At 56.6% G+C, this 26749-nt stretch carries 26 protein-coding genes; 7 read left to right on the top strand and 19 right to left on the bottom strand.

Features of this window, described 5'->3' with window-relative positions; all coding sequences use genetic code 11:
* Nucleotides 1–10 precede the first annotated feature (10 nt).
* Nucleotides 11–511, bottom strand: a complete 501-nt coding sequence (locus RCCS2_RS01955; RefSeq protein ID WP_008230896.1) for a GNAT family N-acetyltransferase — start codon at nucleotides 509–511, stop codon at nucleotides 11–13.
* Nucleotides 512–580: 69 nt separating this feature from the next.
* Between RCCS2_RS01955 and RCCS2_RS01960 the strand changes: the two genes are divergently transcribed.
* The gene (locus tag RCCS2_RS01960; RefSeq protein WP_008230900.1) at nucleotides 581–1186 is read left to right on the top strand and encodes a flavin reductase family protein; all 606 of its coding nucleotides are present in this window, start codon (nucleotides 581–583) and stop codon (nucleotides 1184–1186) included.
* Here the strand turns inward: RCCS2_RS01960 and RCCS2_RS01965 are convergent.
* Nucleotides 1183–2805, bottom strand: coding sequence for a SulP family inorganic anion transporter (locus RCCS2_RS01965; protein WP_008230901.1), 1623 nt, complete (start codon nucleotides 2803–2805; stop codon nucleotides 1183–1185). The genes RCCS2_RS01960 and RCCS2_RS01965 overlap by 4 nt on opposite strands.
* Nucleotides 2806–2977: 172 nt before the next feature.
* Here RCCS2_RS01965 and RCCS2_RS01970 point away from each other — a divergent pair, with 172 nt between their 5' ends.
* Nucleotides 2978–3844 carry an S-methyl-5'-thioadenosine phosphorylase gene (locus RCCS2_RS01970; protein ID WP_037293396.1) on the top strand — a complete coding sequence of 289 codons (867 nt, stop codon included), beginning with the start codon at nucleotides 2978–2980 and terminating at the stop codon, nucleotides 3842–3844.
* Nucleotides 3845–3855: 11 nt separating this feature from the next.
* Nucleotides 3856–4386 (top strand): adenine phosphoribosyltransferase, encoded by a 531-nt coding sequence (locus RCCS2_RS01975; RefSeq protein ID WP_008230903.1) that lies wholly within the window; start codon nucleotides 3856–3858, stop codon nucleotides 4384–4386.
* Nucleotides 4387–4452: 66 nt separating this feature from the next.
* Here RCCS2_RS01975 and RCCS2_RS01980 read toward each other — a convergent pair whose 3' ends face one another.
* From RCCS2_RS01980 to RCCS2_RS02030, 11 genes are all read right to left on the bottom strand, one after another.
* Nucleotides 4453–5865 carry an FAD-binding oxidoreductase gene (locus tag RCCS2_RS01980; RefSeq protein ID WP_008230904.1) on the bottom strand — a complete coding sequence of 471 codons (1413 nt, stop codon included), beginning with the start codon at nucleotides 5863–5865 and terminating at the stop codon, nucleotides 4453–4455.
* 60 nt (nucleotides 5866–5925) lie between these two features.
* On the bottom strand, nucleotides 5926–7050 hold the full coding sequence (locus RCCS2_RS01985; protein ID WP_008230905.1) for a cobalamin-independent methionine synthase II family protein: 1125 nt from the start codon (nucleotides 7048–7050) through the stop codon (nucleotides 5926–5928).
* 78 nt (nucleotides 7051–7128) lie between these two features.
* Nucleotides 7129–8094, bottom strand: coding sequence for a cupin domain-containing protein (locus RCCS2_RS01990; protein WP_008230906.1), 966 nt, complete (start codon nucleotides 8092–8094; stop codon nucleotides 7129–7131).
* Nucleotides 8091–9083, bottom strand: a complete 993-nt coding sequence (locus tag RCCS2_RS01995; RefSeq protein WP_008230908.1) for a nuclear transport factor 2 family protein — start codon at nucleotides 9081–9083, stop codon at nucleotides 8091–8093. The genes RCCS2_RS01990 and RCCS2_RS01995 overlap by 4 nt, the downstream gene beginning before the upstream one ends.
* Entirely contained in the window at nucleotides 9080–10084 is a 1005-nt protein-coding gene (locus RCCS2_RS02000) for a LacI family DNA-binding transcriptional regulator (RefSeq protein WP_008230911.1), read from the bottom strand. The genes RCCS2_RS01995 and RCCS2_RS02000 overlap by 4 nt, the downstream gene beginning before the upstream one ends.
* Complete coding sequence (locus RCCS2_RS02005; RefSeq protein WP_008230912.1) at nucleotides 10084–10848, bottom strand: SDR family NAD(P)-dependent oxidoreductase; 765 nt, start codon at nucleotides 10846–10848, stop codon at nucleotides 10084–10086. The genes RCCS2_RS02000 and RCCS2_RS02005 overlap by 1 nt, the downstream gene beginning before the upstream one ends.
* The gene (locus RCCS2_RS02010; RefSeq protein ID WP_008230913.1) at nucleotides 10849–11523 is read right to left on the bottom strand and encodes a hypothetical protein; all 675 of its coding nucleotides are present in this window, start codon (nucleotides 11521–11523) and stop codon (nucleotides 10849–10851) included.
* Nucleotides 11524–11598: 75 nt separating this feature from the next.
* A complete protein-coding gene (hisD, locus tag RCCS2_RS02015) occupies nucleotides 11599–12909 on the bottom strand; it encodes a histidinol dehydrogenase (RefSeq protein ID WP_008230914.1) in 1311 nt (436 codons plus the stop codon).
* Nucleotides 12910–12921: 12 nt separating this feature from the next.
* On the bottom strand, nucleotides 12922–13932 hold the full coding sequence (locus tag RCCS2_RS02020) for a nuclear transport factor 2 family protein (protein ID WP_008230915.1): 1011 nt from the start codon (nucleotides 13930–13932) through the stop codon (nucleotides 12922–12924).
* Nucleotides 13932–14423 carry an ester cyclase gene (locus RCCS2_RS02025; protein ID WP_008230916.1) on the bottom strand — a complete coding sequence of 164 codons (492 nt, stop codon included), beginning with the start codon at nucleotides 14421–14423 and terminating at the stop codon, nucleotides 13932–13934. Before RCCS2_RS02025 ends, RCCS2_RS02020 begins: the two co-directional genes overlap by 1 nt.
* Before the next feature lie 47 nt (nucleotides 14424–14470).
* Nucleotides 14471–15517, bottom strand: a complete 1047-nt coding sequence (locus RCCS2_RS02030) for an ABC transporter ATP-binding protein (RefSeq protein WP_008230917.1) — start codon at nucleotides 15515–15517, stop codon at nucleotides 14471–14473.
* 227 nt (nucleotides 15518–15744) lie between these two features.
* On the opposite strand from RCCS2_RS02030, the gene RCCS2_RS02035 reads away from it, so the two are divergent.
* Genes RCCS2_RS02035 through RCCS2_RS02050 form a run of 4 tightly spaced genes read left to right on the top strand, consistent with a single transcriptional unit; the run spans nucleotide 15745 to nucleotide 19935 of the window.
* Nucleotides 15745–16974: an ABC transporter substrate-binding protein gene (locus tag RCCS2_RS02035; RefSeq protein WP_008230918.1), complete on the top strand. Its 1230-nt coding sequence runs from the start codon at nucleotides 15745–15747 to the stop codon at nucleotides 16972–16974.
* A 58-nt stretch (nucleotides 16975–17032) separates the two neighbouring features.
* Entirely contained in the window at nucleotides 17033–18058 is a 1026-nt protein-coding gene (locus tag RCCS2_RS02040) for a carbohydrate ABC transporter permease (RefSeq protein ID WP_008230919.1), read from the top strand.
* Nucleotides 18059–18062: 4 nt separating this feature from the next.
* A complete protein-coding gene (locus tag RCCS2_RS02045; protein ID WP_008230920.1) occupies nucleotides 18063–18941 on the top strand; it encodes a carbohydrate ABC transporter permease in 879 nt (292 codons plus the stop codon).
* 4 nt (nucleotides 18942–18945) lie between these two features.
* Nucleotides 18946–19935, top strand: a complete 990-nt coding sequence (locus RCCS2_RS02050; RefSeq protein WP_008230922.1) for a nuclear transport factor 2 family protein — start codon at nucleotides 18946–18948, stop codon at nucleotides 19933–19935.
* Between the two features lie 14 nt (nucleotides 19936–19949).
* Here the strand turns inward: RCCS2_RS02050 and RCCS2_RS02055 are convergent, their stop codons facing one another.
* The 6 genes from RCCS2_RS02055 to RCCS2_RS02080 form a co-directional block, all read right to left on the bottom strand.
* Entirely contained in the window at nucleotides 19950–21149 is a 1200-nt protein-coding gene (locus RCCS2_RS02055) for a tetracycline resistance MFS efflux pump (protein ID WP_008230923.1), read from the bottom strand.
* A gap of 112 nt (nucleotides 21150–21261) precedes the next feature.
* Nucleotides 21262–22626 (bottom strand): sensor histidine kinase, encoded by a 1365-nt coding sequence (locus RCCS2_RS17800; RefSeq protein ID WP_008230924.1) that lies wholly within the window; start codon nucleotides 22624–22626, stop codon nucleotides 21262–21264.
* Between the two features lie 130 nt (nucleotides 22627–22756).
* Entirely contained in the window at nucleotides 22757–23341 is a 585-nt protein-coding gene (locus RCCS2_RS02065) for a GNAT family N-acetyltransferase (RefSeq protein ID WP_008230934.1), read from the bottom strand.
* On the bottom strand, nucleotides 23341–24609 hold the full coding sequence (locus RCCS2_RS02070) for a M16 family metallopeptidase (RefSeq protein ID WP_008230935.1): 1269 nt from the start codon (nucleotides 24607–24609) through the stop codon (nucleotides 23341–23343). The genes RCCS2_RS02065 and RCCS2_RS02070 overlap by 1 nt, the downstream gene beginning before the upstream one ends.
* Entirely contained in the window at nucleotides 24606–25991 is a 1386-nt protein-coding gene (gene thrC, locus RCCS2_RS02075) for a threonine synthase (RefSeq protein ID WP_008230936.1), read from the bottom strand. Before thrC ends, RCCS2_RS02070 begins: the two co-directional genes overlap by 4 nt.
* On the bottom strand, nucleotides 25991–26674 hold the full coding sequence (locus RCCS2_RS02080) for an SURF1 family protein (protein WP_008230937.1): 684 nt from the start codon (nucleotides 26672–26674) through the stop codon (nucleotides 25991–25993). Before RCCS2_RS02080 ends, thrC begins: the two co-directional genes overlap by 1 nt.
* Nucleotides 26675–26749: the final 75 nt, after the last annotated feature.

Raw genomic sequence — 26749 nt, forward strand, 5'->3', positions numbered from 1 at the left:
TGCCGTAATTTCAATCACCTATCGCAGTTACCTGTCCGCCAACACCCTGCCAGGCCCCCGCCTCCAATGCGACGCCCAGCACACGATCAGGGTTTGTGGGCGGCGGCATTATCACACCAGACACCTGTTCAAACCCGAACCGGCGGTAGTAGGGCGCGTCACCCACAAGCATCAGCCGCGACCACCCCAAATCACGCGCATCAGCCAGGCAGCGCTGCATCAAAAGCGAAGCAACCCCTTCGCCTTGCCGGGTCGGGTGCACCGCAATCGGACCCAGCAGAACGGTTTGCTGGCCACCAACCAGCACTGGCCAATTGCGCACTGCCCCGGCCAAAATACCCTCTGCATCCCGCGCTGTCAGACAAAGCGGCGCAATCGGATCAACCCCTTCGCGCAAACGATAAGACGACAAAGCTGAACGCCCCGGTGCAAAACACAGGTCGTAAAGCGCCTCGACCTCCCACCAGTCATTTGGCGTTTCTGTGGCCAATGTCAGTGCCGTCTGCTGCATGTCTCTTTCATCTGGCCAAGGGCATTAGGGCAAGCTAACCCTAGGATACACAAACGAAAAGGCACTGCGATGTTCTATGAACCCAAAAATGGCCACGGCCTGCCGCATAATCCGTTCAACGCCGTCATCTCACCGCGTCCCATTGGGTGGATCGCAACGCGTGGGACGGATGGGAAAGATAACCTCGCGCCTTATTCGTTCTTCAATGCTGTGGCATACGTCCCGCCACAGGTCATGTTCGCCTCAACCAGTACCAAACCGGACCGCGACGGCACCAAGGATTCCGTTGCCAATATCCGCGGCACCGGCGTCTTTGCTGTCAATATTGTAGAGTACGCAGCGCGCGACATCATGAATCAGACGTCCGGCCCATGGGAACGTGAGACGGATGAATTCGCGCTTGCAGGCGTTGAGAAAGGCGCATGCGAGACGATCAACTGTCCGCGTGTGCTGAATGCGCCCGCGACCTTGGAATGTAAACTCACGCAGATCGTGCAATTGCCTGGTGAGGCAAACTTTACCGTCTTCGGCGAAGTGACAGGTGTGCATTTACGCGACAATTGTCTGGTCGACGGCAAGTTTGATGTGACCACCTTTAACCCGCTGACACGATTGGGATATCGTGACTATTCTGTCGTGCGCGAGGTCTTCAGCCTGCAACGCCCTGACGACTAGTGCCCACCGATGATCCCGGTTTTGACGCTGTAATCCACCGCCAACGCATAATCAGGATCATCATCACTATCGACCATCAGGTGACCCGCTTTCGACAGCAATTCGTGACAATCACGGCTAAGGTGGCGCAGTTGGATTTGCTTGCCCGCATCAATGTACTTTTGGGCCAATGCCTCAATCGCCTGCAGTGCTGACTGATCAGCCACACGGCTATTGGCAAAGTCCACGATGACCACATCCGGGTCAGTGGCGATATCAAAGATTTCCATAAAACCATCCGCAGAACCAAAGAACAGCGGCCCTTGGATTTCATAAACCTGCGCACCCGCCTCTGTCCGGCTTTCACGCTTGATGGCGTGAATACGTGTCGCGTTGCTCCAGGCATAGGCCAAGGCCGACACGATCACACCGACAACCACCGCAGTCGCAAGATCAGTCGCAACAGTCACGATGGTTACAAGGATCGTCACAAAAGCATCCGTGCGCGGCACCTTGCGCAGGATACGCAAAGAATTCCAGGCGAATGTCCCGATCACGACCATGAACATCACACCGACCAAGGCAGCAAGCGGGATCTGCTCAATCAGGCTGCTTGCGAACAAAATGAACGCCAGCAGAAACAGCGCCGCAGCGATGCCCGCGACCCGCGTCCGACCGCCAGATTTCACGTTGATCATCGACTGACCAATCATGGCACAACCGCCCATACCGCCAAAGAAACCGGTGACTGTATTGGCCGCACCTTGGGCAAGACACTCTTGGCTTGCGCCGCCACGTTTGCCTGTCATTTCACCAACAAGGTTAAGGGTGAGCAGGCTTTCGATCAGGCCAATCGCAGCAAGGATCAGGGCGTAGGGCAGAATGATCTCGAACGTTTCCCAATTCAGCGGCACCATCGGAACGTGGAACGGCGGCAAGCCACCTTCAATGCTGGCCAGATCGCCCACCAACGGGACATCCAAACCAAAACCAATCACAATCGCAGCCACAATGCCGATCCCCGCCAGCGGTGCGGGCACTGCATTGGTGATCTTGGGCATCGCCCAGATGATCGCCATCGTTACAACCACCAGCCCCAGCATCAAATAAAGCGGCGCACCTGACAGCCATTCCCCGTTGGCCATGCCGTGTCCGCCACCTTCGGCCGACCCCGGCACTTGAAACTGGCCCAATTGGGCCAGGAAAATCACAATGGCCAGACCATTCACAAAGCCCAGCATGACCGGATGCGGCACAAGGCGAATGAACTTACCCCAGCGCATAATGCCGACGAAAATCTGGATCAGGCCCATCAAGACCACGGTCGCAAACAGGTATTCGACCCCATGCACAGCGACAAGACTGACCATCACAACGGCCAACGCACCTGTCGCGCCAGAAATCATGCCGGGGCGGCCACCAAAGACAGCCGTAATCAGACCAACGATAAAGGCGGCATAGAGGCCAACCAACGGCTCGACACCCGCGACAAAGGCAAAGGCAACCGCTTCAGGGACCAAAGCCAATGCCACAGTCAAACCCGATAGTATCTCAACCCGCCATTGACCGGGGGTCAGCGGGGCATCGGGATCACGAAGTGAAAGACTGTCAGCGAAACTCGCTAAAAGGGCGCGGGCCATGAAGTATCCTGTCGAAAGGGGAGTTTATCTGCCCCCTAAAGGAGCAAACACAACTTGTCACCCCTCGACCTTGCGTGAATATGCGGTGTTGCTGCTTTGGCACTGCGTACAAGGGTTCCATTCTGCTGCATTCCGTTTCAATGTGGGGGTGGGGATTGCGACAAGGCGGAACATGCAAACAAAAATCGGGATTATCGGCGGCTCGGGCATCTACAATATGGACGGGTTGGAAAATGCCGCCTGGATATCAACCAGCAGCCCTTGGGGTGCGCCGTCAGACAATATATTGACGGGGCAATTGAACGGCGTCGATATGGCCTTCCTGCCGCGTCACGGACGCGGGCATGTGCATTCGCCCACAACGGTGCCTTACCGCGCCAATATTGACGCCCTCAAACGCATAGGCGTGACCGATATCATCAGCGTCAGCGCCTGCGGATCGTTCCGCGAAAAGATGGCACCGGGTGATTTCGTGATCGTCGATCAGTTTATTGACCGCACCTTTGCGCGGGAAAAATCCTTTTTTGGCACAGGCTGCGTGGCGCATGTCAGTGTGGCGCACCCCACCTGCGCACGCCTTTCTGACGCCTGCGAAACAGCAGGCCAAGACGCCGGGATCAACGTTCATCGCGGCGGCACCTATCTTGCCATGGAAGGCCCGCAGTTTTCATCCATGGCTGAAAGCAAACTCTACCGTGACTGGGGCTGCGATGTGATCGGCATGACCAACATGCCCGAAGCCAAACTCGCCCGCGAAGCCGAAATTTGCTATGCCTCCATCGCGATGGTCACCGATTATGACAGCTGGCACCCCGACCATGGTGCTGTCGATGTCAGCGACGTGATCAAAACGCTGCAAGGCAACGGGACCAAGGCGCAAGACCTTGTCAGCCGCTTGCCCGCTTTGCTTGGTCCCGACCGCGCGCCCTGCCCGCATGGCTGCGACCGCGCGCTGGAATACGCGGTGATGACCGCCCCAGACAAACGCGACTCTGCATTGGTCGCCAAACTCGACGCCGTTGCTGGCCGTGTCCTTTAGAAAGCCCCATAATGAAAACTGTCCAAGACTATATCCGCACCATCCCTGACTTTCCACATGAGGGGATCATGTTCCGCGATGTGACGACATTGTTCAGCGACCCACGCGGTTTCCGGATTGCGATTGACCAATTGCTGCACCCTTATGCGGGCCAACCCATCGACAAAGTTGTCGGCCTAGAGGCCCGCGGTTTCATTCTTGGCGGCGCTATCGCACACCAACTTTCATTGGGTTTTGTGCCAATTCGCAAGAAAGGCAAACTCCCCGGAAAAACCATTGAGCAGGATTATACGCTGGAATACGGCACCGCCACGATGGAAGTGCACGACGACGCCCTGCAACCGGGTGAAAAGGTGCTTTTGGTTGACGATCTTCTTGCCACCGGCGGCACCGCAGAAGCCGGGATCAAACTGATCGAACGCATGGGGGCAGAGGTCATTGGCTGCGCCTTTGTCATTGATCTGCCCGATATCGGTGGACGCAAGAAACTGGAAGCGCTTGGAATGGATGTCCATGCACTATGCCAATTCGAAGGCGAATAAAGCGTCTTTCGTCGTTTTATCAAACGTCCGCCGCAGGCGTCCGGGCACCAGCATCTGGCGCAAAAGCTAGTGCTGGCGCAACACAGCGCCGGGATTCATAATCCCGTGTGGATCCAACGCATCTTTGATGGCCCTTAACATCGCCATTTTTGCCGGATCGCCATAGGTCTCGAGGTCTTTCACCTTCAGCCGCCCGATCCCATGCTCGGCGCTTACAGACCCTTCCATCTTATGCACCAGATCATGCACCACGCGTTTAACCTTGGGGCGTTCGGCCTCGTAATCAGCGCGGCTTTTTCTTGGCATCGGAAACACATTGTAGTGCAAATTGCCGTCTCCCAGATGCCCAAAACAATTGATCCGGAAAGCGCCCACCGCAGCCAAGGCCTGTTTGCCACGTTCGATAAACGCCGGGATCGCACTCAGCGGGATTGAGATGTCATGCGAACTCACCGACCCGATCCGCCGGTTCGCCTCTGGAATGCTTTCGCGGATGTGCCAGAATGCATCGCGTTGGGCGACGTTTTGGGCGATGGCGCCATCTGTCACCAGACCCGCCTCAAAGGCGCTGGCGAACAGCCCTTCCAGTGCCTCTTCGGGGTGCAGCCCCGCAGGCAATCCCACATCAATCAGCACAGACCATTCAGGGATTTCAGCAAAGGGTTGTTTAATGTCAGGGCCAACTTCAGTTAAAAAATCAAAGCCTTGGCGATGCATAATCTCAAAGGCAGAGACCCCTTCGCCAATCTGCTGCCCTGCCATGGCCAGCAATTCCAACGCCGCCGCAGGCGACGCCACAGCCATCATCGCTGCCCCAACACCAACAGGCCGCGGGGCCAGTTTCAAAGCAGCCCCTGTGATGATCCCAAGGGTCCCTTCGGCGCCAATCATCAGGTTACGCAGGTCATACCCGGTATTGTCTTTACGCAGCCGCGTCAGCCCATGCCAGATCGTCCCGTCAGGCCGCACAACTTCCAGCCCCAAACACTGCGCGCGGGCATTGCCATAACGAAGGACGTTCACGCCGCCTGCATTGGTTGACAGCAAGCCGCCAATGCGCGCCGACCCTTCAGAGGCAAGCGAAAGGGGAAACAAGCGCCCCACCTCCTCGGCGGCCCGCTGAACATCGGCAAGGATCACCCCGGCATCGCAAACCAATACATTCTCAGAAGGATAGATATCGCGGATGCGGTTCATACGCTCCAAGGAAAGCACGACAGGCACCGGCCCCTCGTCTGACAGCTGTCCGCCAACCAAACCCGTCCCGCCGCTGTAAGGCACGATGGGCACGCGGGCATCGGCACAGGCCTGCACGACTGCGGCGACCTCTTCGGTCGATCCGGGCGCCACGATAAAACCTTGGCCTGCCCAGCGCCCACGCGGTTCTGACAGATAAGGCGCGCTGTCATCCTTGAACGCCGCTTTGGGCAGCAGACTGCGTAGCGTGTCTTCAAAGTCTCGCGTGACCGGGTTCAGCATGCAAATTCCCTTTCAGGTTCATATGCTACATGGCCCAAAAATGCAGGACGTCCAACCAGATTAGCTGGCCCGCGCCGCGCCTTCTGACAATGCGCCCAGCTTGGCATAGGCGATTTCAGGATCGACCGCGCCGAAACCAGCGAAGGTGCCAAAGCCACAATCCGATCCCGCGATCACACGGTCTGCGCCAACGATGTTCACAAACCGCGCGACACGTTCGGCCACTAGATCAGGGTGTTCGACAAAGTTTGTCGTTGTGTCCACGACACCAGGCACTAACACCTTGTTATCAGGGATATCTTTTGCGCGATCACGGAAGACGGACCATTCATGCCCGTGGCGCGGGTTCGACGTTTCAAACAGCACATACTGCGACTTGGTGGCCATCAGCGTGTCGAACATTTTGGACATTGGAATGTCGCAAACGTGCGGCCCTTCGTAATTGCCCCAACAGATATGCACGCGCACTTTTTCCGCTGGCACATCCGACAACGCATAATTCAACGCCTCGACATGGCTTGCAGCAATCTTGAGGAATTCATCATCCGACAAATCGTTAAACAACATATGACGTGACAGTGCGAGGTCGGGACAGTCGAGTTGCAGATCAAGGCCGGAGGCCACGATCGTTTCATATTCCGTCTTCATCGCATCGGCCAAAGCGGCAAGGTAATCCTCACGCGACTTGTAGTAATCATTCTGCAAAAACAAAGAGATAACACCGGGTGAGGCCGCATTCATAAAGCCTCGTTCGGCCCCATGTTCGGCCATCGCTGCCTTAAGGTTGGCGATGTCCTTTTCCAACTCGCCCTGCCCTTTGGATTTCACCTCGCCCACGCACATGGGTCGGGCGTATTGCGGAGTGCCGCCGTCATCGGCCAAGCGTTTGAGAAAGCTTGGAAATTGCTTGAGGTCGGCAGGTGCATTGCGTGGGCTGTCACCGTCGAAACCGGTGTAGCGGTCTTTGACGTAAGTGGCGTAACTGATCTTGGACGTCTCGCCGTCGCTGACAATATCAATCCCGGCATCTACTTGTTTTTGCACGGTTTCTGAAACAGCCGCCGTCATTGTTGCGTCAAAGTCACCTGCGTCATAGGCGTTTCCGTTTTCACGGGCGAAGATGAAATCGACGACTTCTTGGGTGCGGGGCAATGACCCTACGTGTGTTGTTAAGACTTTCGACATTTCATCATCCTTGTTTTGTATGTATTGCGTACACAACCTGTACACATGTTGTATGTACAGCTGGCTTACGGCGCGCGGTTAACCTTTCCAGGTCGCGCCCGCTGGATCGCCTGTTGCCACGATGTGGTACAGGCTTGCCTCACCCGTCATCGACGGCACAACGCTATGCGCCACATTTTCAGGCACAGACATGGTGTCACCCGGGGCCAGCGTTGCGGTGCCACCATCCCACGTCACCCGCCAATGCCCGCGCATGGGCATCAGGACGCAGGGGAAGGGATGGCTGTGTTTGGCGTCGGTCGCAGAGCCACGGGTGATAAAGTCGATTGCGAACCCCGGCTTGTCACGCAGGATGCCGTTTTCACCAATCACGCGCGCCGGTTTTTTATCGGCAAGCGCGTAAAGGTCCCAATAGCGCGCGACGTGGTTGGGCAACACCTCGGCTGTTGTCGGCTCTGGCCGTTTGGCCAGTTCGGCCTCTGACATCAGCGGCATCGGCCCCACACCATCTGGCAGTTGCTGCTGGCGCTTGGTGTCATAAAGCTTACCGTTGTCGCCCAAGATCAGACCATGGTCTGCCGCGTCTTCGATCACTTGCGGTGCCCACATCACGCCGCCGCCAGCATCATCGCCACCAAGCACGGCCATAATCATCCCATAGTCGGTGCCGATGTTTTCGAACCCGCGGAAGATGCCGGTTGGGATGTTGAAGATGTCACCTTCTTCCAACACGACCTCGCCCGCGTCGCCCCAGCGGCCCCAGAAGAAGCGCCATTTGCCTTTCAGGACAAAAAACACCTCGGCTGTGTGATGGTCATGCAAGGAGTTGCGCACCCGCGGCGGTTGACCCGCAGCCCCAATGTTGAACCCATGCGGAATACCGATATGGACATGCTGATCAGGGCTTTCGGACACGCCGCCGCCAATGATCGTGAAGTTTTCCTTTTGATCAGACCCTGGGGTGTGTGCGTCAATGAAGGCGGTTTTGCAAGGTTGCAGATCACCATAGCGGACGATGCGGGATTCCATCTCGGATGGGGTCATGCTTGGTCTCCTGCATGCATCAAGATCTGCTTCCAGATGGCGATTTCATCATAAAGCGCGAATTCGCGGCGCAAGCCGACACCATCCGGGCCGTAGGGTCCGAACTCGGCGTGGCACATGCCCATGACGTGCACATACGCGCCAGTGGGTTCGCCAAAGCTGCCCCACCCGTCGTGTTTGCCGTCAAGTGACCAGCGGATCGCGGCACGCGGCGACAGCATGTCGGCATCCATGCCAATCTGGTGATGTATTTTGAACTCTGCGTGCGGAAAGGACGACCGCAGACCAACCCAAAATTCCAGGATGTCTTCCCAACCAACGGCCCGTTTGGCCCCGGCATATTCACCAATACAGGCCCGATCATAGCTGTCGCGGATATGGGTAAAATCGTGGTTCATGATGCGGGTCAATGTATCGGCGTAGCGTTGACCCCATTGGTTGTTATTTCCGGTGCCATGATAGCCACCATCGACGTCCACAGCAGGTGTAAATGGCTTGCCCGCCTTATCCTTGCCACCCTCAATGGCGATCACCTCTGCTGCATAGTCACGCGGGTTCATGCCCAGTTGCCGGACGATCCCACCATAGTCGCGCACCAGCCATTCGTCATAGATGGTGTCTTCTTTTGCCGCACAATCAGCGATCACATAGACTTGCCATTTCTTGCCTGTTGCCGGTCCAAATTGGCCGTCGCGGGTATGCGTCGCTTTGGTCAGCAGCCTATGGGATGAGAGGTAGCCTGTGTTCTCGTCACCTGACCAGATCACATCTTCGCCGAGTAGTTCCCGGTCGGGGAATTCGTTGATCGTCGCCATTGTTGCGGCAATCACGTCTTGGTTGCCCTTTTGGATGCCCATCGGCGACCGCACAGGAATGTCTGGCGCGTAATAGTGGTTCAGCGTGCCGACGCCCCGGTCCTCCCAGATTTCCTTGGTGATCCCGATGATATAGTCGGGGAAATCTTTCCAGCGGTTGGAAAAACCTTTCATGTCTTTGGTCCTTTGGTGGTGCCGCGCTGGATCAGCGGGCTGTCTATTTCAATGCGTTGCGCAGGTGTCGATGGATTTTCGATCCGGGTAATCAGTGCGTCGACCGTCGCCTCAACCATGCGGTTCACAGATTGGCGCATGGTGCTGAGGTTGTAGGCGGGCCATGCGGCAAGCGGGACGTCGTCATAGCCGATAATGGCAACATCGTCCGGCACACTAAGCCCCATTTCCTGACGCAGCGTATCGAGTACGGCAAAGGCCATATGGTCATTGCCGACGAAGATTGCGTCGGGTGGCGTGGCACTTTCCATCATCGCTTGTGCGGCGGCGGCGGCAGTTTCACGGTCAAACATGCCATCAATAATCTGCGGGGTGATATCGTGCCGGGCAAGGGCCTCGCAAAATCCGGCCTGCCGGTCGCGCCCGGTCGAGGAGCCCGACCAGCCGCTGATATGTCCAATGTGTGTGTGCCCACACGACAGCAGGAATTCAGCCACCGTCGCCCCACCCGTTTTGTTGGCTGAGGTGACCGAGGACACCTGTGCACCTTCTTGCCCGCGGTTGAACATCACAACTGGAATGCCGGCGGCCGTGCAGCGTTTGGTCAGGTCGTTGGTCATACCGACCGAGGCTGTGATGATCCCGTCGACTTGATAATCAAGCAGTTCTTGCATGACTTCTTCGGCTGCCCCTTGGCTGTTTGACGCCGTAAAGACGAGGATATGATAGCCCTTTTCTTGCAATGCATTGGACAGCAGTTGCAGGGCGAGCGGGTAAAATTGATTGTCCAGATACGCTACGACCAGCCCGATAATCCGGCTTTTGCCGGTGATCATCGCGCGGGCCATCATGTTGGGGCGGTAGCCAAGTTCCTGAGCGGCGCGGCGCACCTTCTCAACCGTTTTGGCGCTGGCAGAGGCGCCGGGTGTGAACACCCGGCTGACCGCCGACTGGCTGACGCCAGCGCGTTCCGCAACCTGAAGAGAGGTAACTTTGACCATCAGTCTGCCGTCCAACCCCCGTCAATCAGCATGTGCGTGCCGGTCATCAGCGCCGAGGCATCAGAGGCAAGGTAGACAACAGGGCCCATGATGTCGGTGACTTCACCGATACGGCCCAGTTTGATTTTGTCCATGATCCACGCAACCCGATCTGGATTGTTGAACGTCTGTTCTGTCAGTGGCGTGCGAATGAAGGTGGGGCAGATCGTGTTGACCCGGATACCCTGCTTGCCCCATTCAATCGCCATCGCTTTGGTAAACCCTTCGACGGCGAATTTCGTGCTGCAATAGACGGCCCGGTCAATCCCGCCGACATGGGCCATCTGGCTGGTGATGTTGATCAGGCTGCCGGGTTTGCCCGCGGCAAGCAGACCTTTGGCAACCGCGCGGGTAAGGAAGTAGGCCCCTTTGAAGTTGATGTCCGAGACGGCATCAAAGTCGGCTTCTTTCGTGTCGACGGCAGGCGAATGGATCGCGAAGCCAGCGGAATTCACGAGGATATCGAAGGGGCCGTGTTCAGCGACGGCAGCTTCTGTCGCGGCAACGTCTACGACGTCCATTGCGATGGCATTGGCCTGAAAACCTGCGTCGCGCATTTGTTGGACGACCGCATCCAGCTTGGCTGTGTTGCGCGCCGAAAGCGTCACCTCTGCCCCGGCCTCGGCCAATGCGGCAGCACAGGCCAGTCCGATACCAGAGGAACCGCCCGCAACAAGTGCCCGTTTGCCGTCAAGCCGAAAGGATGGGGTTTGTGGAAGTGTCATTTAAGCGCGCCCTGCTGGATAAGAGATGCCACGATAGGCTGGAAAATCTGCATAGCGGGCGGCGCGTGCCTTGTCATCCTCTGCCGGTGTTTTGCCGGCACCGAGGAGGGTGCCTTTGGGGGCAATGTAGCTGCCGATTGTGCGGTCGGGATTTTCGCGCCATGTCAGGTTAAAGGCCGCGAGTTTGGGGAAGAAATACATCGCGTGGTAGGGCAGATGATCATGGATCCACCATGCCAGATCGCGCCAATCGCGCCCTTGATCAAACTGGTCAGCGAACCAAGGGATAACAATGCTCGCACAAGCGCCCATGCGCCCTTTGCCATCGCGGATATCCCAGATGTGGTGCGCATAATTGACTTCATTGCGTGAACAGCGTTGGGGTTTGGCTTGCGTCGCCCCGTAGTGGTTAAGCGACGGTGACCGATAAGCGGAGCGCACAGCGATCGGGCCGAAGGTTTCGGTCAACGGATCAAGCAGTTCTTCGCAAAGTTTTTCACCTGCCATAATCGCTAGGTTCGGATCATCGGGGATATTTTGGATGCCGTGGAAATTTCCGATCTCAGAATAGAGAAAATCCCGCATAAAGAAATGCTGCGAGAGCCGCACACGCCCAAGGTCTTCTAGGCCGCTGTAGCTTTGGGGTTTGCGTTTGTTGGGGCGGGTGGTTTGCATATCAACGTGCCCTACCCACCGAAGGCTGGGGTGCTTTCGGCGGGCCTTTTTGAGGCAAGATAATATGTGGCTGGGTCATTCGGCGGCTGTGCCGTAGGCCACGTTTTTGCCGCCATAGCGGCGCACGCGGATGTTGCATTGTTCGGCGTGTCCAACGAACCCTTCCAGCATGCAAAGCCGCGAGCCGTATTCACCGACCAGCGTCGCCGCTTCGTCTGTGAGCACTTTTTGGTAGCTGTGGGTCTTGAGGAATTTTCCGACCCAAAGCCCGCCGGTATAACGCCCCGCTTTTTTAGTGGGCAGCGTGTGGTTGGTGCCGATGACTTTGTCACCGTTGGCCACATTTGTGCGTGGCCCAAGGAAAAGTGCGCCATAGCATGTCATGTTTTCCAAGAACCAGTCGTCGCGGTCGGTCATCACCTGCACGTGTTCCGACGCGATATCATCTGCCACTGCCAGCATTTCATCATAGGTGTCGCAAAGGATGACTTCGCCGTAGTCGTCCCACGAGGTCCGCGCGGTTTCTGCTGTTGGCAGGATTTCGAGGATGCGATCAATCTCGGCCAGCGTTTCTTTGGCAAGCTTTTCGGAGTTGGTCAGCAGCACCGCAGGAGAGTTATAGCCGTGTTCGGCCTGTCCCAAAAGGTCAGTCGCACAAAGTTCAGCATCAACCGTGTCGTCTGCGATGACCATTGTTTCGGTTGGACCGGCGAAAAGGTCGATGCCCACCCGTCCGAAAAGCTGGCGCTTGGCTTCGGCGACAAAGGCGTTGCCAGGGCCCACAATCATATGCACCGGGTCTACCGTTTGCGTGCCTAGTGCCATCGCACCCACGGCTTGCATGCCGCCAAGGACGTAGATTTCATGCGCGCCGCCCATATGCATCGCGGCGACAATGGCTGGATGCGGGGCGCCGTTTTGCGGCGGTGCAGACGCCACGATGCGGGGAACTTCGGCCACCGAGGCGGTGAGGACCGACATATGCGCGGAGGCGACCATGGGGAATTTGCCGCCGGGGACATAGCAGCCCACTGATTGCACGGGGATGTTTTTGTGGCCGAGGATCACGCCGGGGATGGTTTCAACCTCGATATCGGTCATCGACGCCCGTTGTGCTTGCGCGAAGTTGCGGATCTGGTCCTGCGCGAATTTGATATCTTCCATGTCGCGGGTGGCAACTTTGGACATGGCCGCTTCGATCTCGGACTGGCTGAGGCGGAAGTTGGGGGGCGAGTATTTGTCGAATTTTTCGGACAATTCCCGCACCGCCGCGTCGCCGCGCTTTTCGATATCGCCCAGAGTGGTTTCCACGATGCCGCGGACCTTAGCGTCATCTTCGGCGCGCTCTGCTTCGGGTTTACCGGATTTGAGATAGGTGATTGCCATTTTGCGGACCTCTTAAGATGTCATGCGGGGGCCGGGGTCCACGTCGTGAAACCCGGGGAAAAGATCGACGCCCATTTGCAAAAGGACGTCAGGAATATCGACGAAAACCCAGTTTTCGACCAGCAGATCGCCTTCGCGCCGCCACCAGTCGCACACCCGCATCAGCAACGTGTCGGTTGTGGGCGGTTGATCCAGAAACGGGCCTTTGCGCACACACATGAGCGACGGCCAACCCGCGCTCCAGATGTAATCGCCGTCAGCGGCGCGGGTCAGATGTTGCGTGACCCCGTTGCCGGATGCGCCGCCTGTCCAGAGCGAGAAAGCCCCTTCAAACGGCACCTGAAAGCCTGCGAAGTTTTCGATGCCAACGAAAGACCCGAAAGCCGCCGGGCCATACCAGACCATGTTGTCATGCCAGTAAGGGCGCCATGCTTCGTCCTCGGTTGCGAGGCTCTTGAGCATGTTGGTGACCATCTTGGCGGAGCTTGCGCTGCGGGCGGGGTCGTTGTCGTGCAACTGAAAGCCGTCCTGCGTAGCCGGGCCACGATGCGGGCCGGTATAGCCGCGGTCGCGGCCTGGGCTGTCTTTGATGGGCCACTGGCCTGCGGCGATCATCAGTTCGGGGATGTCGAGGTAAATCCAGCTTTCGACGGCCTGCCCATTCTCCATACGGTGGAATTCGCCGACGCGAAGATAGGACAACGTATCGGTCGCTTTGATGCCCAGCCAGTCTTGCGCGAAATGGCCGGCATAGTAGCCAGTGCAGGTGACCCAATCGGCGTTGTCATAGTGCCCGCCAGTCAGGATGTAGTCGCGGCGGAATAGCCCTTGGAAGGCGGATTGCAGGGGGGCGAGGAAGGCGTTGATGTAGGCGTCTGGCCCCGCAAGATCGTTGAAGGGGTGACTGTGGTGGATCACAGCGTCAGGCGCAAAAAAGGTGCGCACGGCTGCCTCGTGCCCGCCGGGGTGCGCGAACGCATCTAGGTAGGTTTTTGCGATCTGTTTGTTGGCCAGGTGGGACATCAGTATCCTTCTGGCTTGGGCGGTTCGGCGTCGCCGTTGTCGTATTTCTCCCAACCTTCACCGCCGAAGACATCGACGCCAAGTTGCATCATGACGGATGCGAAATCGACAGAAACGGGGTTGTCGGCGATGCGTCCGTCCTCAACCCGCCAGAAATCCATGTAAGGGATTTTGACGCGTTTGCCGGTGGCGGGGATGCCCATAAAAGTGCCTGTGTGCGTGCCTTCGATGTGCCCGAAACAGGCGGCCCATTCGCCATCGGCGAGGAATTGATCAGTCTTGTAGTCCCGGTCGGTAAAGGCCGCCCGCAAGGGCCATTGCCAGTTGCGTTGGAAGGCGTGAACCCCGTTTTTGGTCCCGCACCCTTGGTTGCCGCGCCATGTGAAGCTTTCGGTGAAATACTTCAGCATGTCCATTTCGTTGTTGGCCAGCCCCTGTTCCATCGCTTTGACGGCATCAAGGGAAGCTTGGGATTTGGCATCGCGCGTCATGCGGCGTCCTATTCGTTTTCTTGTTTGGTGATGGTCAGCCGACGATGTCAGATGCGCTCACCTGTTTTTTGGTCAAACAGGTGGCATATCTCAGCTGGAATACTGGCGTGCACGGCTTCGCCAATTTCGACGCGGTAATCCTTGCCGGACTTAACCGACACAATTGTACCGCCCGCCCGCATGGTCACCATCGTCGCCTCGCCCAGAAGTTCGAGCGAGTAGACAGCGGAATTGATCTCAGCATCGCTTGCCGCGACGGTTGCGTCCTCGGCCCGGAAGCCGAGGGTGACAGGCCCGGAATGTGTTGTGGGCAGGCCAGCGATTGACATGTTCTTGGCGGTAAAGGTGCCGTTCGACACCTCACCATCCACAAGGTTCATAGCAGGGGAACCGATAAACCCTGCAACGAAGGTATTGGCCGGGTTGTCGTAGATTTCAGTCGGTGTGCCAACCTGCTGGACGACCCCTTTGCTCATCACGACAACACGGTCTGCCAGTGTCATCGCTTCGATTTGGTCGTGGGTCACGTAGATCGTTGTCACCTTCAGTTCGTGACTAAGGTTCTTGATCTGCGCCCGGGTCGAGACGCGCAGTTTGGCGTCAAGATTGGACAGCGGTTCATCCATCAAAAAGACGTTGGGTTCACGCACGATGGCACGGGCGAGCGCCACGCGCTGGCGCTGACCGCCCGAAAGCTCTGCGGGTTTGCGGTGCAGAAATTCATCAAGCTCCACCATGGCAGAGGCACGCATCACCCGCTCTTCATGTTCAGACTGCGGAATGCCCCGCACTTTCAGCGGGAAGCGGATGTTTTCATAAACGTTGAGGTTGGGATAAAGCGCGTAGCTTTGGAACACCATTGCCACGTCCCGATCCTTGGGCTCAAGGTCGTTGATACGCTTGCCATCAACCAGAATATCGCCGTCTGTGACGTCTTCTAGCCCGGCGATCATCCGCATCGTTGTGGTCTTGCCGCAACCTGATGGCCCAAGCAGAACGAGGAACTCTTGATCGGCAATTGTCAGATCAAAACTTTGAACACCCACAAAGGACCCCCACCGCTTTGATACTTTGCGTAGCTGAATTTCGGCCATAATGCGCCCCTTGCATACGTTTGCAAAAAGACTGGAGCGATTCCGAAAATCTGGCAAGTCCTAATTGGAAGAACGATAAATTCTTTCTTTTCACCCGCAAAATGCTTGCGTGGTAACTGCCTTTGCAGGTTAACTTGCAAACGTATGCAAAGCGAATCCGATTCGTAAATCAATCGAAAATCCGGGAAAGTCCGGGACGTAAAGAACAACTGGGAGGTTCTTATCACATGAAAATCTGGAAAAATGCTATGTTGGGTACTGCTGTTGCAGCGCTCACTGCAACGGGCGCTTATGCGTGTGAAGCGGACGGTCGTGTCAGCATCATTGGCAACGAATTCCCGGCGATCCAAACAGTTGCCGCCGCCGCCGGCGCATGTGAAGGCGTCGACTTCAGCGCGAACCTGACCGCTGACCACCAAACGCTGAACGTGGCTGGCATGACAGGTAACCCTGCCGAATACACAACGGCGATTGTTGCAAACTCGTCCATCGTGGCATTGATCAATGAAGACGTTATTCGCCCGCTTGATGATCTTGTTGCGCAATACGGGCAGGATATTCCGCAGCAGCAATTGATCACCGTTGACGGTAAAGTCATGGCTGTCGCCTTTATGGCGAACGCCCAGCATCTGGTTTACCGCGCGGACGTGCTTGAACAGCTTGGACTGGATGTACCAACGTCCTACGAAGAGGTTCTTGCTGCGGCCGAGGCCATTCGCGCCGCTGGCGTCATGGAATACCCTGTTGGCGGGTCTTATGCTGCGGGTTGGAACCTCGCGCAGGAATTCACCAATATGTATATCGGTACGGGTGGCGAATTCTTCACGCCCGGCACCGCCGAAGTCAGCATCAACAACGCCCAAGGTGTAGAAGCGCTGGAAATGATGAAGGCGCTGACCGCATACATGAACCCTGACTATCTGACACACGACAGCAACGCGACATCAGCTGAGTGGGAAGCAGGTAACGTGGCGCTGATGAACATGTGGGGCAGCCGGACCGGTGTTCTGATGGATGACGAAGGTTCCGCGCCCGAGGTTTATGAAAACACGGCTGTGTCTGGCCCGTTGACCGTTGGTGACAGCGGCACACCAGCAACAACCTTGTGGTGGGACGGCTGGACCGTCGCCAAGAACGTCAGCGACGCGGATGCGGCTGCAACGTTTCAGGCAATGGCAGCAGGCGTGTCATCCGACATCCTGAACGATGAAACCATGAGCCAGGCTGTTTGGCTGATGAATGGCTTTGAAGCCGCACCTGTAAACGAAGGTGTGCTGGCATCTGTCGCGGCAGGTTCACGGCCCTATCCGATGCGCCCCTTCCAGGGCCTGCTGCACACGGCATTGGGCGACAACATCGCTGACTTCCTGCAAGGCAACGAAAGTGCCGAGCAGACATTGGCAGACGTCGAAGCAGCTTATACCGCTGCGGCGACCGAAAAAGGCTTCCTGCAGTAAGGAAACCACCGGGAAGGCGCACGCCCGCCTTCCCGCTTTTTGATTTGGGGCAAATCACATGAAACACTCCTCATTCTTCTGGTTTGTCCTGCCATCAGCCCTGCTGATGCTCACATTTATCGCCTTCCCTATCGTTTCAGTCGTGACCCAGTCGCTGTATCAAGAGCATGAGCAGGTCATCATTGAAGTTGAAAACTGCGGCCCCTTTGGCTGCACCGTCTCTGAATCAGTTGATCAGGAAGCGACCGCCGCCCTGCGCGAAGCCCAGCCTTTGGGCCAATGGGCGGGCCTGGAGATTTACAAAGACCGCAACCACCTTGCTTTTGCAGAAGTGGGCGAGGCGTGGACCAGTTCTGTCAGTATGCGCGATTTCGCTGGCACGCTGATGAACCTGCCGTTTTATGACGCGATTGCCTTTACGCTGACCTACACAGCCATTGTGACACCGCTGACGATCATTTTTGGCTTCCTGATTGCCATTGGTGTGAATGCCGTCGCCCGGGCCATGCGCGGGCCAACGATCTTTCTGTCGCTCTTGCCGATGATCGTGACCCCGATCGTAGGGGCGCTTGTCCTGTTCTGGATGGTCGATGCGCGCGGTGTTCTTGGGGCTGGCTTGCAATGGTTGGCTGATGATCCAAACCTGTCGGTCAAGGCATCGACCCCGCTGATGTGGATCATGTTGATGGTTTACGGCATTTGGTCGTCGGCGCCATTTGCGTTCATCGTTTACTATGCGGGCTTGCAAACCGTGAACACCGACACACTTGAGGCGGCTATGATTGATGGCGCCACCCGCTGGCAGCGCATTCGCTATGTGGTTATCCCGCATCTGGTGCCGCTGACCACGTTTATCGCCTTGATCCAGCTGATGGACAACTTTCGCGTCTTTGAACCCATCGTGAGTTTCAGCGCGCAAGCCCATGCCCGATCATTATCGTTCGCGATCTTCAATGATCTGGGTGGCGAAACGCGGCTATTGTCATCCGCCGCCGCCACGTCGGTTCTGACCATTATTGGTGTGGCGATCTTGCTGTCGCCGGTCCTTGTGCGCACATGGCGCGATTTTGGAAAGGCACGGTGATCTGATGTCAAAAGCAACCCGCCTTTCCCCGACGACCAAAATTGTAGCCTATGGTTTTCTGGGCCTGTGGCTGATCATGGCCGCCTTCCCTTTCATCTGGACCCTTTGGGGATCGTTCAAAGTTGAGGGCGATTTCTTTTCCAAGGCAAACTGGGCCAATTCACTTTTTGGGACATTGACGATTACCGAAACCGGCGGAAGTTTCACTGGTGATGGCTATTACGGCGCGTGGGTGCAGGAAGAGTTTTGGCGCGCGGCCCTGAACACATTCATCGTCTGTGTGTGCGTCGTCACGATCTCGCTGACCTGCGGCACTTTGGGCGGATATGCCTTGTCCCGGTCCACTTATCGCTATGCGTTCTGGTTTTTGCTATTCGCGCTGATGTTCCGTGCGATGCCGCCACTGACGCTGGTATCCGGTTATTTGCTACCGTTTTTTGAATGGAACCTTTGGGGGCATCTAAGCACGACCATCATTGTGCTTGTGGCGATTAACCAGCCTTTCACCCTGTGGATGCTGCATGCGTTCTTTAAGAACATCCCCAAAGATCTGGACGAAAGTGCGATGGTTGATGGCTGCACCCGCTTTCAGGCATTTCGCCATGTCATCATTCCGGTGATGTGGCCCGGCGTCATTACCACAGGCCTGTTCAGTTTCCTGCTGGCCTATAACGACTTTGCCGTGACCACGATGCTGCTCAGCAAGGAAAACCAGACGATGGTGCCAAAGCTGGTCAGCTTTCTTGGGACAACGCAGACAAAGGGCAACGTCATGTTTGCAGTTGCCGCGGTTGTGTCGATCACCGCACCGCTTTTCGTGATGATCATCTTCTTCCAAAAACAGATCGTCTCTGGTCTGACTGCGGGTGCTGTGAAAGGCTAAATTCATGTCATTTCAATCTGAAAAAGCGCTGGTGCGCGCCCATTATGATGCGCTGGCCAAAGCCACGCCTGACACCGTCGCATCGGTTCTGGCCGAGCGGACAAGCGACGACTGGCACTGGCGCGGAATGCACCCGTTTTACGAACAATATGGCGCGCAGGCTGTGGCCGAAAGTTTCTGGGCCCCTTTCCTAAGCGCCATGACCAAGGTCCAGCGCCGGCAGGATATTTTCATTGCCGGACATAACGAAATAGATGGTTTCCAATCGGTCTGGGTGATTTCGATGGGCCACCTAATGGGGCTTTTTGATGCGCCCTTCGTGGGGATCAAACCAAACCGCCGGATCGCGATGCTGCGCTATGCAGAGTTTAACAAAGTCGTCGACGGCAAGATCGTTGAAACAGCGATGTTCTGTGATTTGATCCATTTGATGAACCAAGCTGGCCAATACCCCCTGCCCCCGCAAACAGGCATGCATCTGGTGCAGCCGGGGCCTGCCACCCATGACGGATTACTGTTTGATGACGCCGATCCGGCACAAGGGCAAAAAACGCTTGAGCTGGTGAATGCGATGATTGGCGACATCAATACGCATAAGAAATACAATAGCCCGCAAGAAGAATTGGCCCAAACATGGCATGACGATTTTATCTGGTGGGGGCCGGATGGGATTGGCGCGACCTATACTATTGACCGCTATGTCGAACAGCACCAGCAACCGTTCCGCAGTCAAATCAGGGATCGCGTGTATAACGGCCATATCTGCCGTTTGGCGGAAGGCAACTTTGGCGGCTTCTTTGGCTGGGCAAACCTGAGTGTCACAAATGGCGGGGGGTATCTGGGAATGCCCGCTGGTGGACGGTCAGAAATGCGTGTGGTCGATATGTACCGCCGCGATGGTGATAAGCTGGCCGAGAACTGGATTTTCATCGACATGCTGCATTTTCTGCATTTGCAGGGGCTGGACGTCCTGGGGCGGATGAAAACGCTTTAGCAGCGCTGTCACGTCTATTTGGCGTCCTTAAGCCGTAAGATCAGCGGCACAATTGCGACAACCAATAATGCCGCCAGTAGATAAGGGGCACCCGGCAGGTAGATGCCGCCGCCATTTACAAACCGCTCAAACACGCCCGTCAGGGTCAGCGGGGCGGCCACCGCCGCGATAGATGATAACGATGCAATGACACCCTGAACCAATCCTTGTTGGTCTTCCTCGGCGCAATTGGCGGCAAAGGCAGTCATTAGCGGCGGCGCCATGTCGGAAAGTGCGGCAAAGGGCAAAAATATAACTACGGCCCAGACAGCACCCGTGAAGCCAAAGCCGATCATGCTGATCACAGCCGCGACGATTGCGATGACAAGGGTTCTGAAATCGCCAAAGCGCTTTGTCATTTGCGGCAACACGCCAGCCTGCACGACAGCGATAAGCACACCATAGGCCGACAAAGTCAGGCCAATGGTAAACCCGTCCCAGCCAAAAACTTCGCGGCTCCAAAAAGCCCAAAGCGTTGGATAGACCATATTCGCAAACTCAAAGACGAAGATACAGATCAGCGGGATCGCAAGACCGGGGATCAGGAATGCCCGCCTGATTGTGCCAAAGGGGTTCAGGTCGCGCCTGCCAAAGGGGCGGCGGTTCTTGTCTTTCAGGGATTCAGGCAGGACGAAAATACCAAAAGCCACATTTGCCGCTGACAGCCCTGCCGCAATCCAGAACGGCGCCGTGATATGCCAGCCAGAAGCGACACCACCCAGTGCAGGCCCCAGTACAAAACCGACACCAAAGGCCGCCCCGATCATACCAAAGGCGGCCCCGCGTTCGTCGGGTTTGGCAATATCGGCGATATAGGCTGTGGCCGTGATATAGGTCGCACCCGCCATCCCCGCGATGACGCGCCCGACAAGCAGCACCCAATAGGTCTGCGCCAATGCCATGATCACGTAGTCAATCGTCAACGTCAGAAGGGCCGCGATCAGAACAGGCCTGCGCCCGTAAGCGTCTGAAAGGCTGCCAATAATGGGCCCAAAAACGAACATGGCGGCAGCATAGGCAGACATCATGATGCCACCCCAGAACGCACCTTCGGCTGTGCTGCCTGCACCGACCCGGTCCATCAAGTCGGGCATAATCGGGAACACGATCCCGATGCCAATCGCGTCGATCATCAGGGTGGCCAGAATAAAAAGGAAGGGACCATTCAGCTTCATGGCGTCACACGACACTTGTGCAAGACGTAACACAAGAGAAAACCGCAGGCTGTACCAACCATGCTGACAACAGCCACAAAGTTGAGAGACGCAAACACACCGCACCGGTGCTTTACCGACTGTCTGGATCGTTCCCGCTGGCGTCTTGCATCACAGGGAAAAACAATGTCACGCGCGTGCCGTAACCAACGTTGCTTTCAAGGCGCACGCCGCCGGACGATTGTTCGGCGAACCCGATGACCATCGGCAGGCCAAGGCCCGACCCTTTGCCAACGGGCTTGGTCGTAAAAAACGGATCAAAGATGCTTTCCTGCAAATCATCAGGGATACCGGCACCATCATCAGCGACGCTGATCATAACGTATTCGCCCGGTGCCAGATTAGTTTCGGTCTGCCCCAGATCGCTACCATCAAAAGCGATCGCCTCTGCCGTGATGTCAATGCGGCCCGCGCCAGTGATCGCGTCGCGCGCATTCGTCGCAAGGTTCACAAGTGCCGTTTCCAATTGGTGTTTGTCGACAAATACGGTTGGCACGTCAGGCGCAACGGAAAACACCAACTGGATGTTCTCTGGCAGCACCCTTTGCAAAAGGGTTTGGATATCTTCGAAGAAAGGTTCGATCTGGATAGGTTCGGGCGACAGCATGCTACGCCTGCCAAATGCCAAAAGCTGCCCGGCTAAAGCAGCACCACGATCACTTGCCTTTACGATCTCATTGACCAGTTCATCCTGCGCCTGACCAACAGTGCCCGACAACAGTTCGGCGTTGCCGCGTGTCACGGTAAGTATGTTATTGAAATCATGCGCCACCCCGGCAACCAGATGGCCCAGCGCATCAAGCTTTTGCGTATGGTTGAAAGATTGCTGGATAATGTCATTTTTGGTCCATCTTTCCTGCGCAGACTTAAGGGCGAGCAGGAAATATGGCAGGATACAACACGCGGTCAGTAGGAACATAAAAGGCTCTACCGCGAGGCCAAACTCGATGAAGGCAAGCGCGGTGATTACAAGGTAGCCAATCCAAACCGGAACAAAAACGGCGACGATGATTTCAGAATGCGTGGCATGATAGACAAAGATATTGATAGTCGCCGCGACAAGAAGCGCTGTGGTCACGAACTTGAAAACATCCCCGTCAAAGGTCCATACATGGACACAGATCGCCGAAAATGTGGATGCGCGTATGAAAAGTAATCCAAGCACCGGCCAGTAAAGCGATGCGCGCTGAGCCTTTACAACGCGCTTGGCTGTCCATTTTTCCAACGTCAGAACGCTGATATGGACCATGACAACCAGCAGCGGGGACCACATGCCAAACACGATCCCACCGGCAACGCCCCCAAACACCAGCAGCCCGATATGGGTGAAGAACTCTACACTGCCCAAAGCTTCTGCTTCTGCAATGGACGATAACTGCCTTAAGCGGTTGCTGGGTGTTTTGTTCTGAAATAACCGGTTGGGGTGTTTAGGTGGCATTACTCTTTACCGTGACCATTCGGCGGATGATAGGCCAGCAATAAGACAAGGTCTAATCCTTTAGATACCATCGGGCGCGGCGTTCAGCCGCTGGCAATTCAGCAACGCACCTGCGCGAAAGCCAGACGCATTAGCCCACATCGGTCTTGCCGCGCCTGTCACCGCGCAGGTTGGCATAGAGCACATGGTTGCGCCACCGCCCGTTGATTTGCAGATAGCTTTGGGCGACGCCTTCGTATTTATAGCCGCATTTTTCAAGCAAATCGCGTGAGGCGTTGTTTTCAGGCAGGCACCCCGCCTCGATCCGGCTAAGGTCCAGTGCTGTAAAGGCGTGATGTACGACCGCCTGAATGGCCTCGCGCATATACCCTTGTCGCGCAAAGGGTTCGCCGATCCAATAGCCGGTGATCCCCGACTGCGATGGGCCGCGTTTGATATGGTCCAGCGTGATTGCCCCCAGCAGGCCGTTGTCATCACGCCGCACCAGAAACAGCGGCATCGCCGTGCCGTTCGCGATAGACCGCTGCGCCCAATAGACCCGGTTGGTGAAGGCCTTGCGCGACAGATGGTCGGTCGCCCATGTGGGTTCCCATGGTTTAAGAAAGGCTTCGCTGTCGCGCCGCAAACCGGCCCATGCGCGAAAGTCGCTGTGGATCGGCGGGCGCAGTGTCAGCCGTTCAGTTTCGATCCGGACCTTTTTCTTGGTCCCAAGCATTACGCAGCCAACCGCGCTCTCAAAGCGTCCAGCGTCGGTGCGGCCTCTGCCGGGCCGTAAAGGGCCAATGCCGTACCAGCCTGCCCAGCCATTTGACCTGCGAGGTCTTTAACATCGCCTGTGGTGACATCGTCGATGTGTTCAATCGTTTCGTCGATACTCGGGATGCGGCCCCAGATCGACAACAGCCGTGCCAGACGTTCCGCCCGGTTGGAAGGGCTTTCCAAGCCCATCAGCAGACCCGCCTTCATCTGCGCGCGCGCGCGGGCAACTTCTGCGGCGCTCATATCATCAGCGGCGCGTTTCATTTCATCAATCGTGATATTGGCCAATTCACCGATCTGTTCCGCGCTGGTGCCAGCGTAGATTGTGGTCAGGCCGGTGTCTTCATAGGCCCCAGCTTGTGCAAAGATCGTATAGCAAAGCCCGCGGTTTTCGCGGATTTCCTGAAACAAGCGCGACGACATACCGCCGCCCATGGCATTGGCATAGATTTGCGCGGTGTAGATTGCAGGGTCGAGGTATGTCGGCCCTTCAAGCGCCAGCGCAAAATGGACCTGTTCGAGGTCCTTGTTTTCGCGCCGCTCACCACCTCCAAAGGCGGCAGGCTGCATCAGGTCTGGCGCGCGGGCGACAGCTGGCAAATGGCCGAACAGCGCTTCGGCCTGTGCGATGACCGCGTCGTGGTCGATGGCCCCTGCCGCCGACAGGATCATCTGATTGGGGCCATAATGTTCACCCACAAACCTTTGCAGATCATCGCGGCTAAAGCTGCTGACCCGCTCGGATGGGCCAAGGATAGTGCGCCCCAATGCCTGATCTGGATAGGCTACCTCTTGCAGCCAGTCGAAGATGATATCGTCTGGCGTGTCGAGCGCTTGACCGATTTCCTGCAGGATCACGCCGCGTTCGACTTCGATCTCGGCGGGATCGAAAACGGGGTTCAATAAGATGTCCGAAATCACATCAAGGCCAAGCGTCGTGTCGTCTTCCAACACGCGTGCATAATACGCTGTCATCTCGCGGCTGGTGTAGGCGTTGATATAGCCGCCCACGTCTTCGATGCTTTCAGCGATCTGCAGTGCACTGCGCGTCTTGGTCCCTTTGAACGCCATATGTTCAAGGAAATGCGCGATCCCGTTCTGCTCAACCCGTTCGTGGCGTCCGCCTGCCTGGACCCAAATGCCGATAGAGGCTGATTTCAGCCCAGGCATATCTTCGGTGACGATGCGAAAGCCGTTGGACAGCGTGTGCAGTTGGATGGTCAATTCTTAATCCGTTCCTTGATGACAGCCTGAAGTGCTGCCAGATCGTTTTTGACACGCGTGATGCGCTCTGATCGGTCATACAGGTCCGCCATGCGTGGGGGAAGTGGCGCGGTGATACCTGATGCCGCTTTTACGGCGTCGGGAAACTTAGCTGGGTGTGCTGTGGCCAGTGTGACCATAGGGGTGGTGCCAAGATGGGCCTCGGCCACATGGACGCCGACAGCGGTGTGCGGGCAAAGCAGTTCGCCGTGATGTGTCAGGTAAGTTTTGATCGCGGCGTGCGTTTCATCTTCGGATGCGCGGCCTGATTTGAATGTGTCTTTCAGCATTTGATAGGCACCTTGGCTGATCTGAAAACCACCTTGGTTGAGGTCGCCCATCTGGCCCGCAACGGCCGCGCCATCGCGGTTATAGGCATCAAAGAGCGCGCGTTCGAAATTAGAACTGACTTGGATATCCATCGACGGGCTGATCGTGGGTTCAACACCTTCTTTGGTGTAAGTGCCTGTTTCCAATGTGCGATGCAGAATGTCGTTGCGGTTGGTGGCGACGACCAGATCTGCAATGGGCAGACCCATCTTCTTGGCAATGTAGCCGGCGAAGATATCGCCAAAGTTGCCCGTCGGCACCGTAAAGCTGACCTCGCGGTGCGGTGCGCCCAGTGAAACGGCGGCAGTAAAGTAATAGACGACCTGCGCCAGCACGCGCCCCCAGTTGATGGAGTTCACACCGGCCAGTTTCACCTCTTCGCGGAAGGCAAAATCGTTGAACATATCTTTGACCGCCGCTTGGCAATCGTCAAAGTCACCATCCACCGCCAATGCATGCACATTCGCCTCGGACGGCGTTGTCATCTGGCGGCGCTGCACTTCGGACACGCGACCATGTGGGTACATGATAAAGACGTCGACGGCCTTGAGCCCGCGGAACGCTTCAATCGCGGCAGACCCGGTATCGCCTGACGTCGCACCAACGATGGTGACGCGGTCGTCAGATCGTGTCAGGGCCGCCTGGAACATCTGACCGATCAGCTGCATGGCGAAATCTTTGAACGCCAGTGTGGGACCGTGAAACAGCTCAAGCAGGTAATGATTGCTGTCGAGTTGCACCAAAGGCGCGCGGGCGGCGTGGCCGAAGCTGGCATAGGCTTTGGTGATCAAAATGCGAAATTCATCGTCTGTGAAAGTGTCGCCGATAAAAGGGCGCATCACGTCATAAGCGACCTCTTCGTAAGACTTGCCTGCCATCGCCGCGATCTGACGCGCGGTCAGGGTTGGCACCTCTTCGGGCACATAAAGGCCGCCATCGCGGGCTAGCCCTGTCAGCATCGCTTCTTCGAAACTCAGGGCGGGTGCTGTGCCGCGGGTCGAGATATAGCGCATCAGTCTTGGGCGTCCTTTGGGCGCAAGGTGCGGCGTATCAAATACAAGCTCATAATCGCCCAGACCAAGGCCAGCAAGAACCATGTGACCGCATATTCGAAATGGTCGTTCTTGATGGATGCTGTATTGACAGGAAGCGGTGTTATGCGGGGGTCCGCAGGTGATGTCTGTGAGGCAACAACCATAAAGGGCAGTGTGTTCAACACCTCGGCCATGATTTCGACATTGCGGGCAAACCAGATGTTTGCGGCTAGGTCAGGGTCTGGTGTGCTGCTGTTTTGATCATCAGGCCACAAAAGCGTACCGGTCACGTCCATGGGGGCGATCAGGGGTTCAGCGTCTTTGTTGTCGATCGCCAGCAGGCCTTGATCAATCAGGATGGCACCCAAGGCGGTTTCAAACCGCGCGATAACACGGTAGCCGGTGCCCGCTTCGGTGCCTGATACCAAAACATGCAGTTCTTCCCCGGTGGGCGTACCCGATAGGGACACGCGCGCGTATTCATCCGCCGTTTCGTTGGCAAAGATCGAAAATGGTACAGGGGGTGACATCAGCCGCGCGTTAATATCGGCAAGGATTGCTTCTTTTTCAGCCAGCCTATCGACCTGCCAGAAACCAAGGCTGATCAGCACGCCGCAGCCCGCCAGGCCAAGGATCAATGGAAAGAGAATTTTACGCAGCATCTTGCGCCCTTGAATGTTGAAAACGCGCGAGATTGCCCTCGCGCGTTTGGTAACCAGATTGGTGGATCAAGATCC

The sequence above is a fragment of the Roseobacter sp. CCS2 genome (assembly GCF_000169435.1).
Lineage (GTDB): Bacteria > Pseudomonadota > Alphaproteobacteria > Rhodobacterales > Rhodobacteraceae > Yoonia.

Bases quoted from the DNA above. Each gene is read 5' to 3' on its own strand.
- RCCS2_RS01955 (WP_008230896.1), bottom strand. From the start codon at position 511: ATGCAGCAGACGGCACTGACATTGGCCACAGAAACGCCAAATGACTGG.
- RCCS2_RS01960 (WP_008230900.1), top strand. From the start codon at position 581: ATGTTCTATGAACCCAAAAATGGCCACGGCCTGCCGCATAATCCGTTC.
- RCCS2_RS01965 (WP_008230901.1), bottom strand. From the start codon at position 2,805: ATGGCCCGCGCCCTTTTAGCGAGTTTCGCTGACAGTCTTTCACTTCGT.
- RCCS2_RS01970 (WP_037293396.1), top strand. From the start codon at position 2,978: ATGCAAACAAAAATCGGGATTATCGGCGGCTCGGGCATCTACAATATG.
- RCCS2_RS01975 (WP_008230903.1), top strand. From the start codon at position 3,856: ATGAAAACTGTCCAAGACTATATCCGCACCATCCCTGACTTTCCACAT.
- RCCS2_RS01980 (WP_008230904.1), bottom strand. From the start codon at position 5,865: ATGCTGAACCCGGTCACGCGAGACTTTGAAGACACGCTACGCAGTCTG.
- RCCS2_RS01985 (WP_008230905.1), bottom strand. From the start codon at position 7,050: ATGTCGAAAGTCTTAACAACACACGTAGGGTCATTGCCCCGCACCCAA.
- RCCS2_RS01990 (WP_008230906.1), bottom strand. From the start codon at position 8,094: ATGACCCCATCCGAGATGGAATCCCGCATCGTCCGCTATGGTGATCTG.
- RCCS2_RS01995 (WP_008230908.1), bottom strand. From the start codon at position 9,083: ATGAAAGGTTTTTCCAACCGCTGGAAAGATTTCCCCGACTATATCATC.
- RCCS2_RS02000 (WP_008230911.1), bottom strand. From the start codon at position 10,084: ATGGTCAAAGTTACCTCTCTTCAGGTTGCGGAACGCGCTGGCGTCAGC.
- RCCS2_RS02005 (WP_008230912.1), bottom strand. From the start codon at position 10,848: ATGACACTTCCACAAACCCCATCCTTTCGGCTTGACGGCAAACGGGCA.
- RCCS2_RS02010 (WP_008230913.1), bottom strand. From the start codon at position 11,523: ATGCAAACCACCCGCCCCAACAAACGCAAACCCCAAAGCTACAGCGGC.
- hisD (WP_008230914.1), bottom strand. From the start codon at position 12,909: ATGGCAATCACCTATCTCAAATCCGGTAAACCCGAAGCAGAGCGCGCC.
- RCCS2_RS02020 (WP_008230915.1), bottom strand. From the start codon at position 13,932: ATGTCCCACCTGGCCAACAAACAGATCGCAAAAACCTACCTAGATGCG.
- RCCS2_RS02025 (WP_008230916.1), bottom strand. From the start codon at position 14,423: ATGACGCGCGATGCCAAATCCCAAGCTTCCCTTGATGCCGTCAAAGCG.
- RCCS2_RS02030 (WP_008230917.1), bottom strand. From the start codon at position 15,517: ATGGCCGAAATTCAGCTACGCAAAGTATCAAAGCGGTGGGGGTCCTTT.
- RCCS2_RS02035 (WP_008230918.1), top strand. From the start codon at position 15,745: ATGAAAATCTGGAAAAATGCTATGTTGGGTACTGCTGTTGCAGCGCTC.
- RCCS2_RS02040 (WP_008230919.1), top strand. From the start codon at position 17,033: ATGAAACACTCCTCATTCTTCTGGTTTGTCCTGCCATCAGCCCTGCTG.
- RCCS2_RS02045 (WP_008230920.1), top strand. From the start codon at position 18,063: ATGTCAAAAGCAACCCGCCTTTCCCCGACGACCAAAATTGTAGCCTAT.
- RCCS2_RS02050 (WP_008230922.1), top strand. From the start codon at position 18,946: ATGTCATTTCAATCTGAAAAAGCGCTGGTGCGCGCCCATTATGATGCG.
- RCCS2_RS02055 (WP_008230923.1), bottom strand. From the start codon at position 21,149: ATGAAGCTGAATGGTCCCTTCCTTTTTATTCTGGCCACCCTGATGATC.
- RCCS2_RS17800 (WP_008230924.1), bottom strand. From the start codon at position 22,626: ATGCCACCTAAACACCCCAACCGGTTATTTCAGAACAAAACACCCAGC.
- RCCS2_RS02065 (WP_008230934.1), bottom strand. From the start codon at position 23,341: ATGCTTGGGACCAAGAAAAAGGTCCGGATCGAAACTGAACGGCTGACA.
- thrC (WP_008230936.1), bottom strand. From the start codon at position 25,991: ATGCGCTATATCTCGACCCGCGGCACAGCACCCGCCCTGAGTTTCGAA.
- RCCS2_RS02080 (WP_008230937.1), bottom strand. From the start codon at position 26,674: ATGCTGCGTAAAATTCTCTTTCCATTGATCCTTGGCCTGGCGGGCTGC.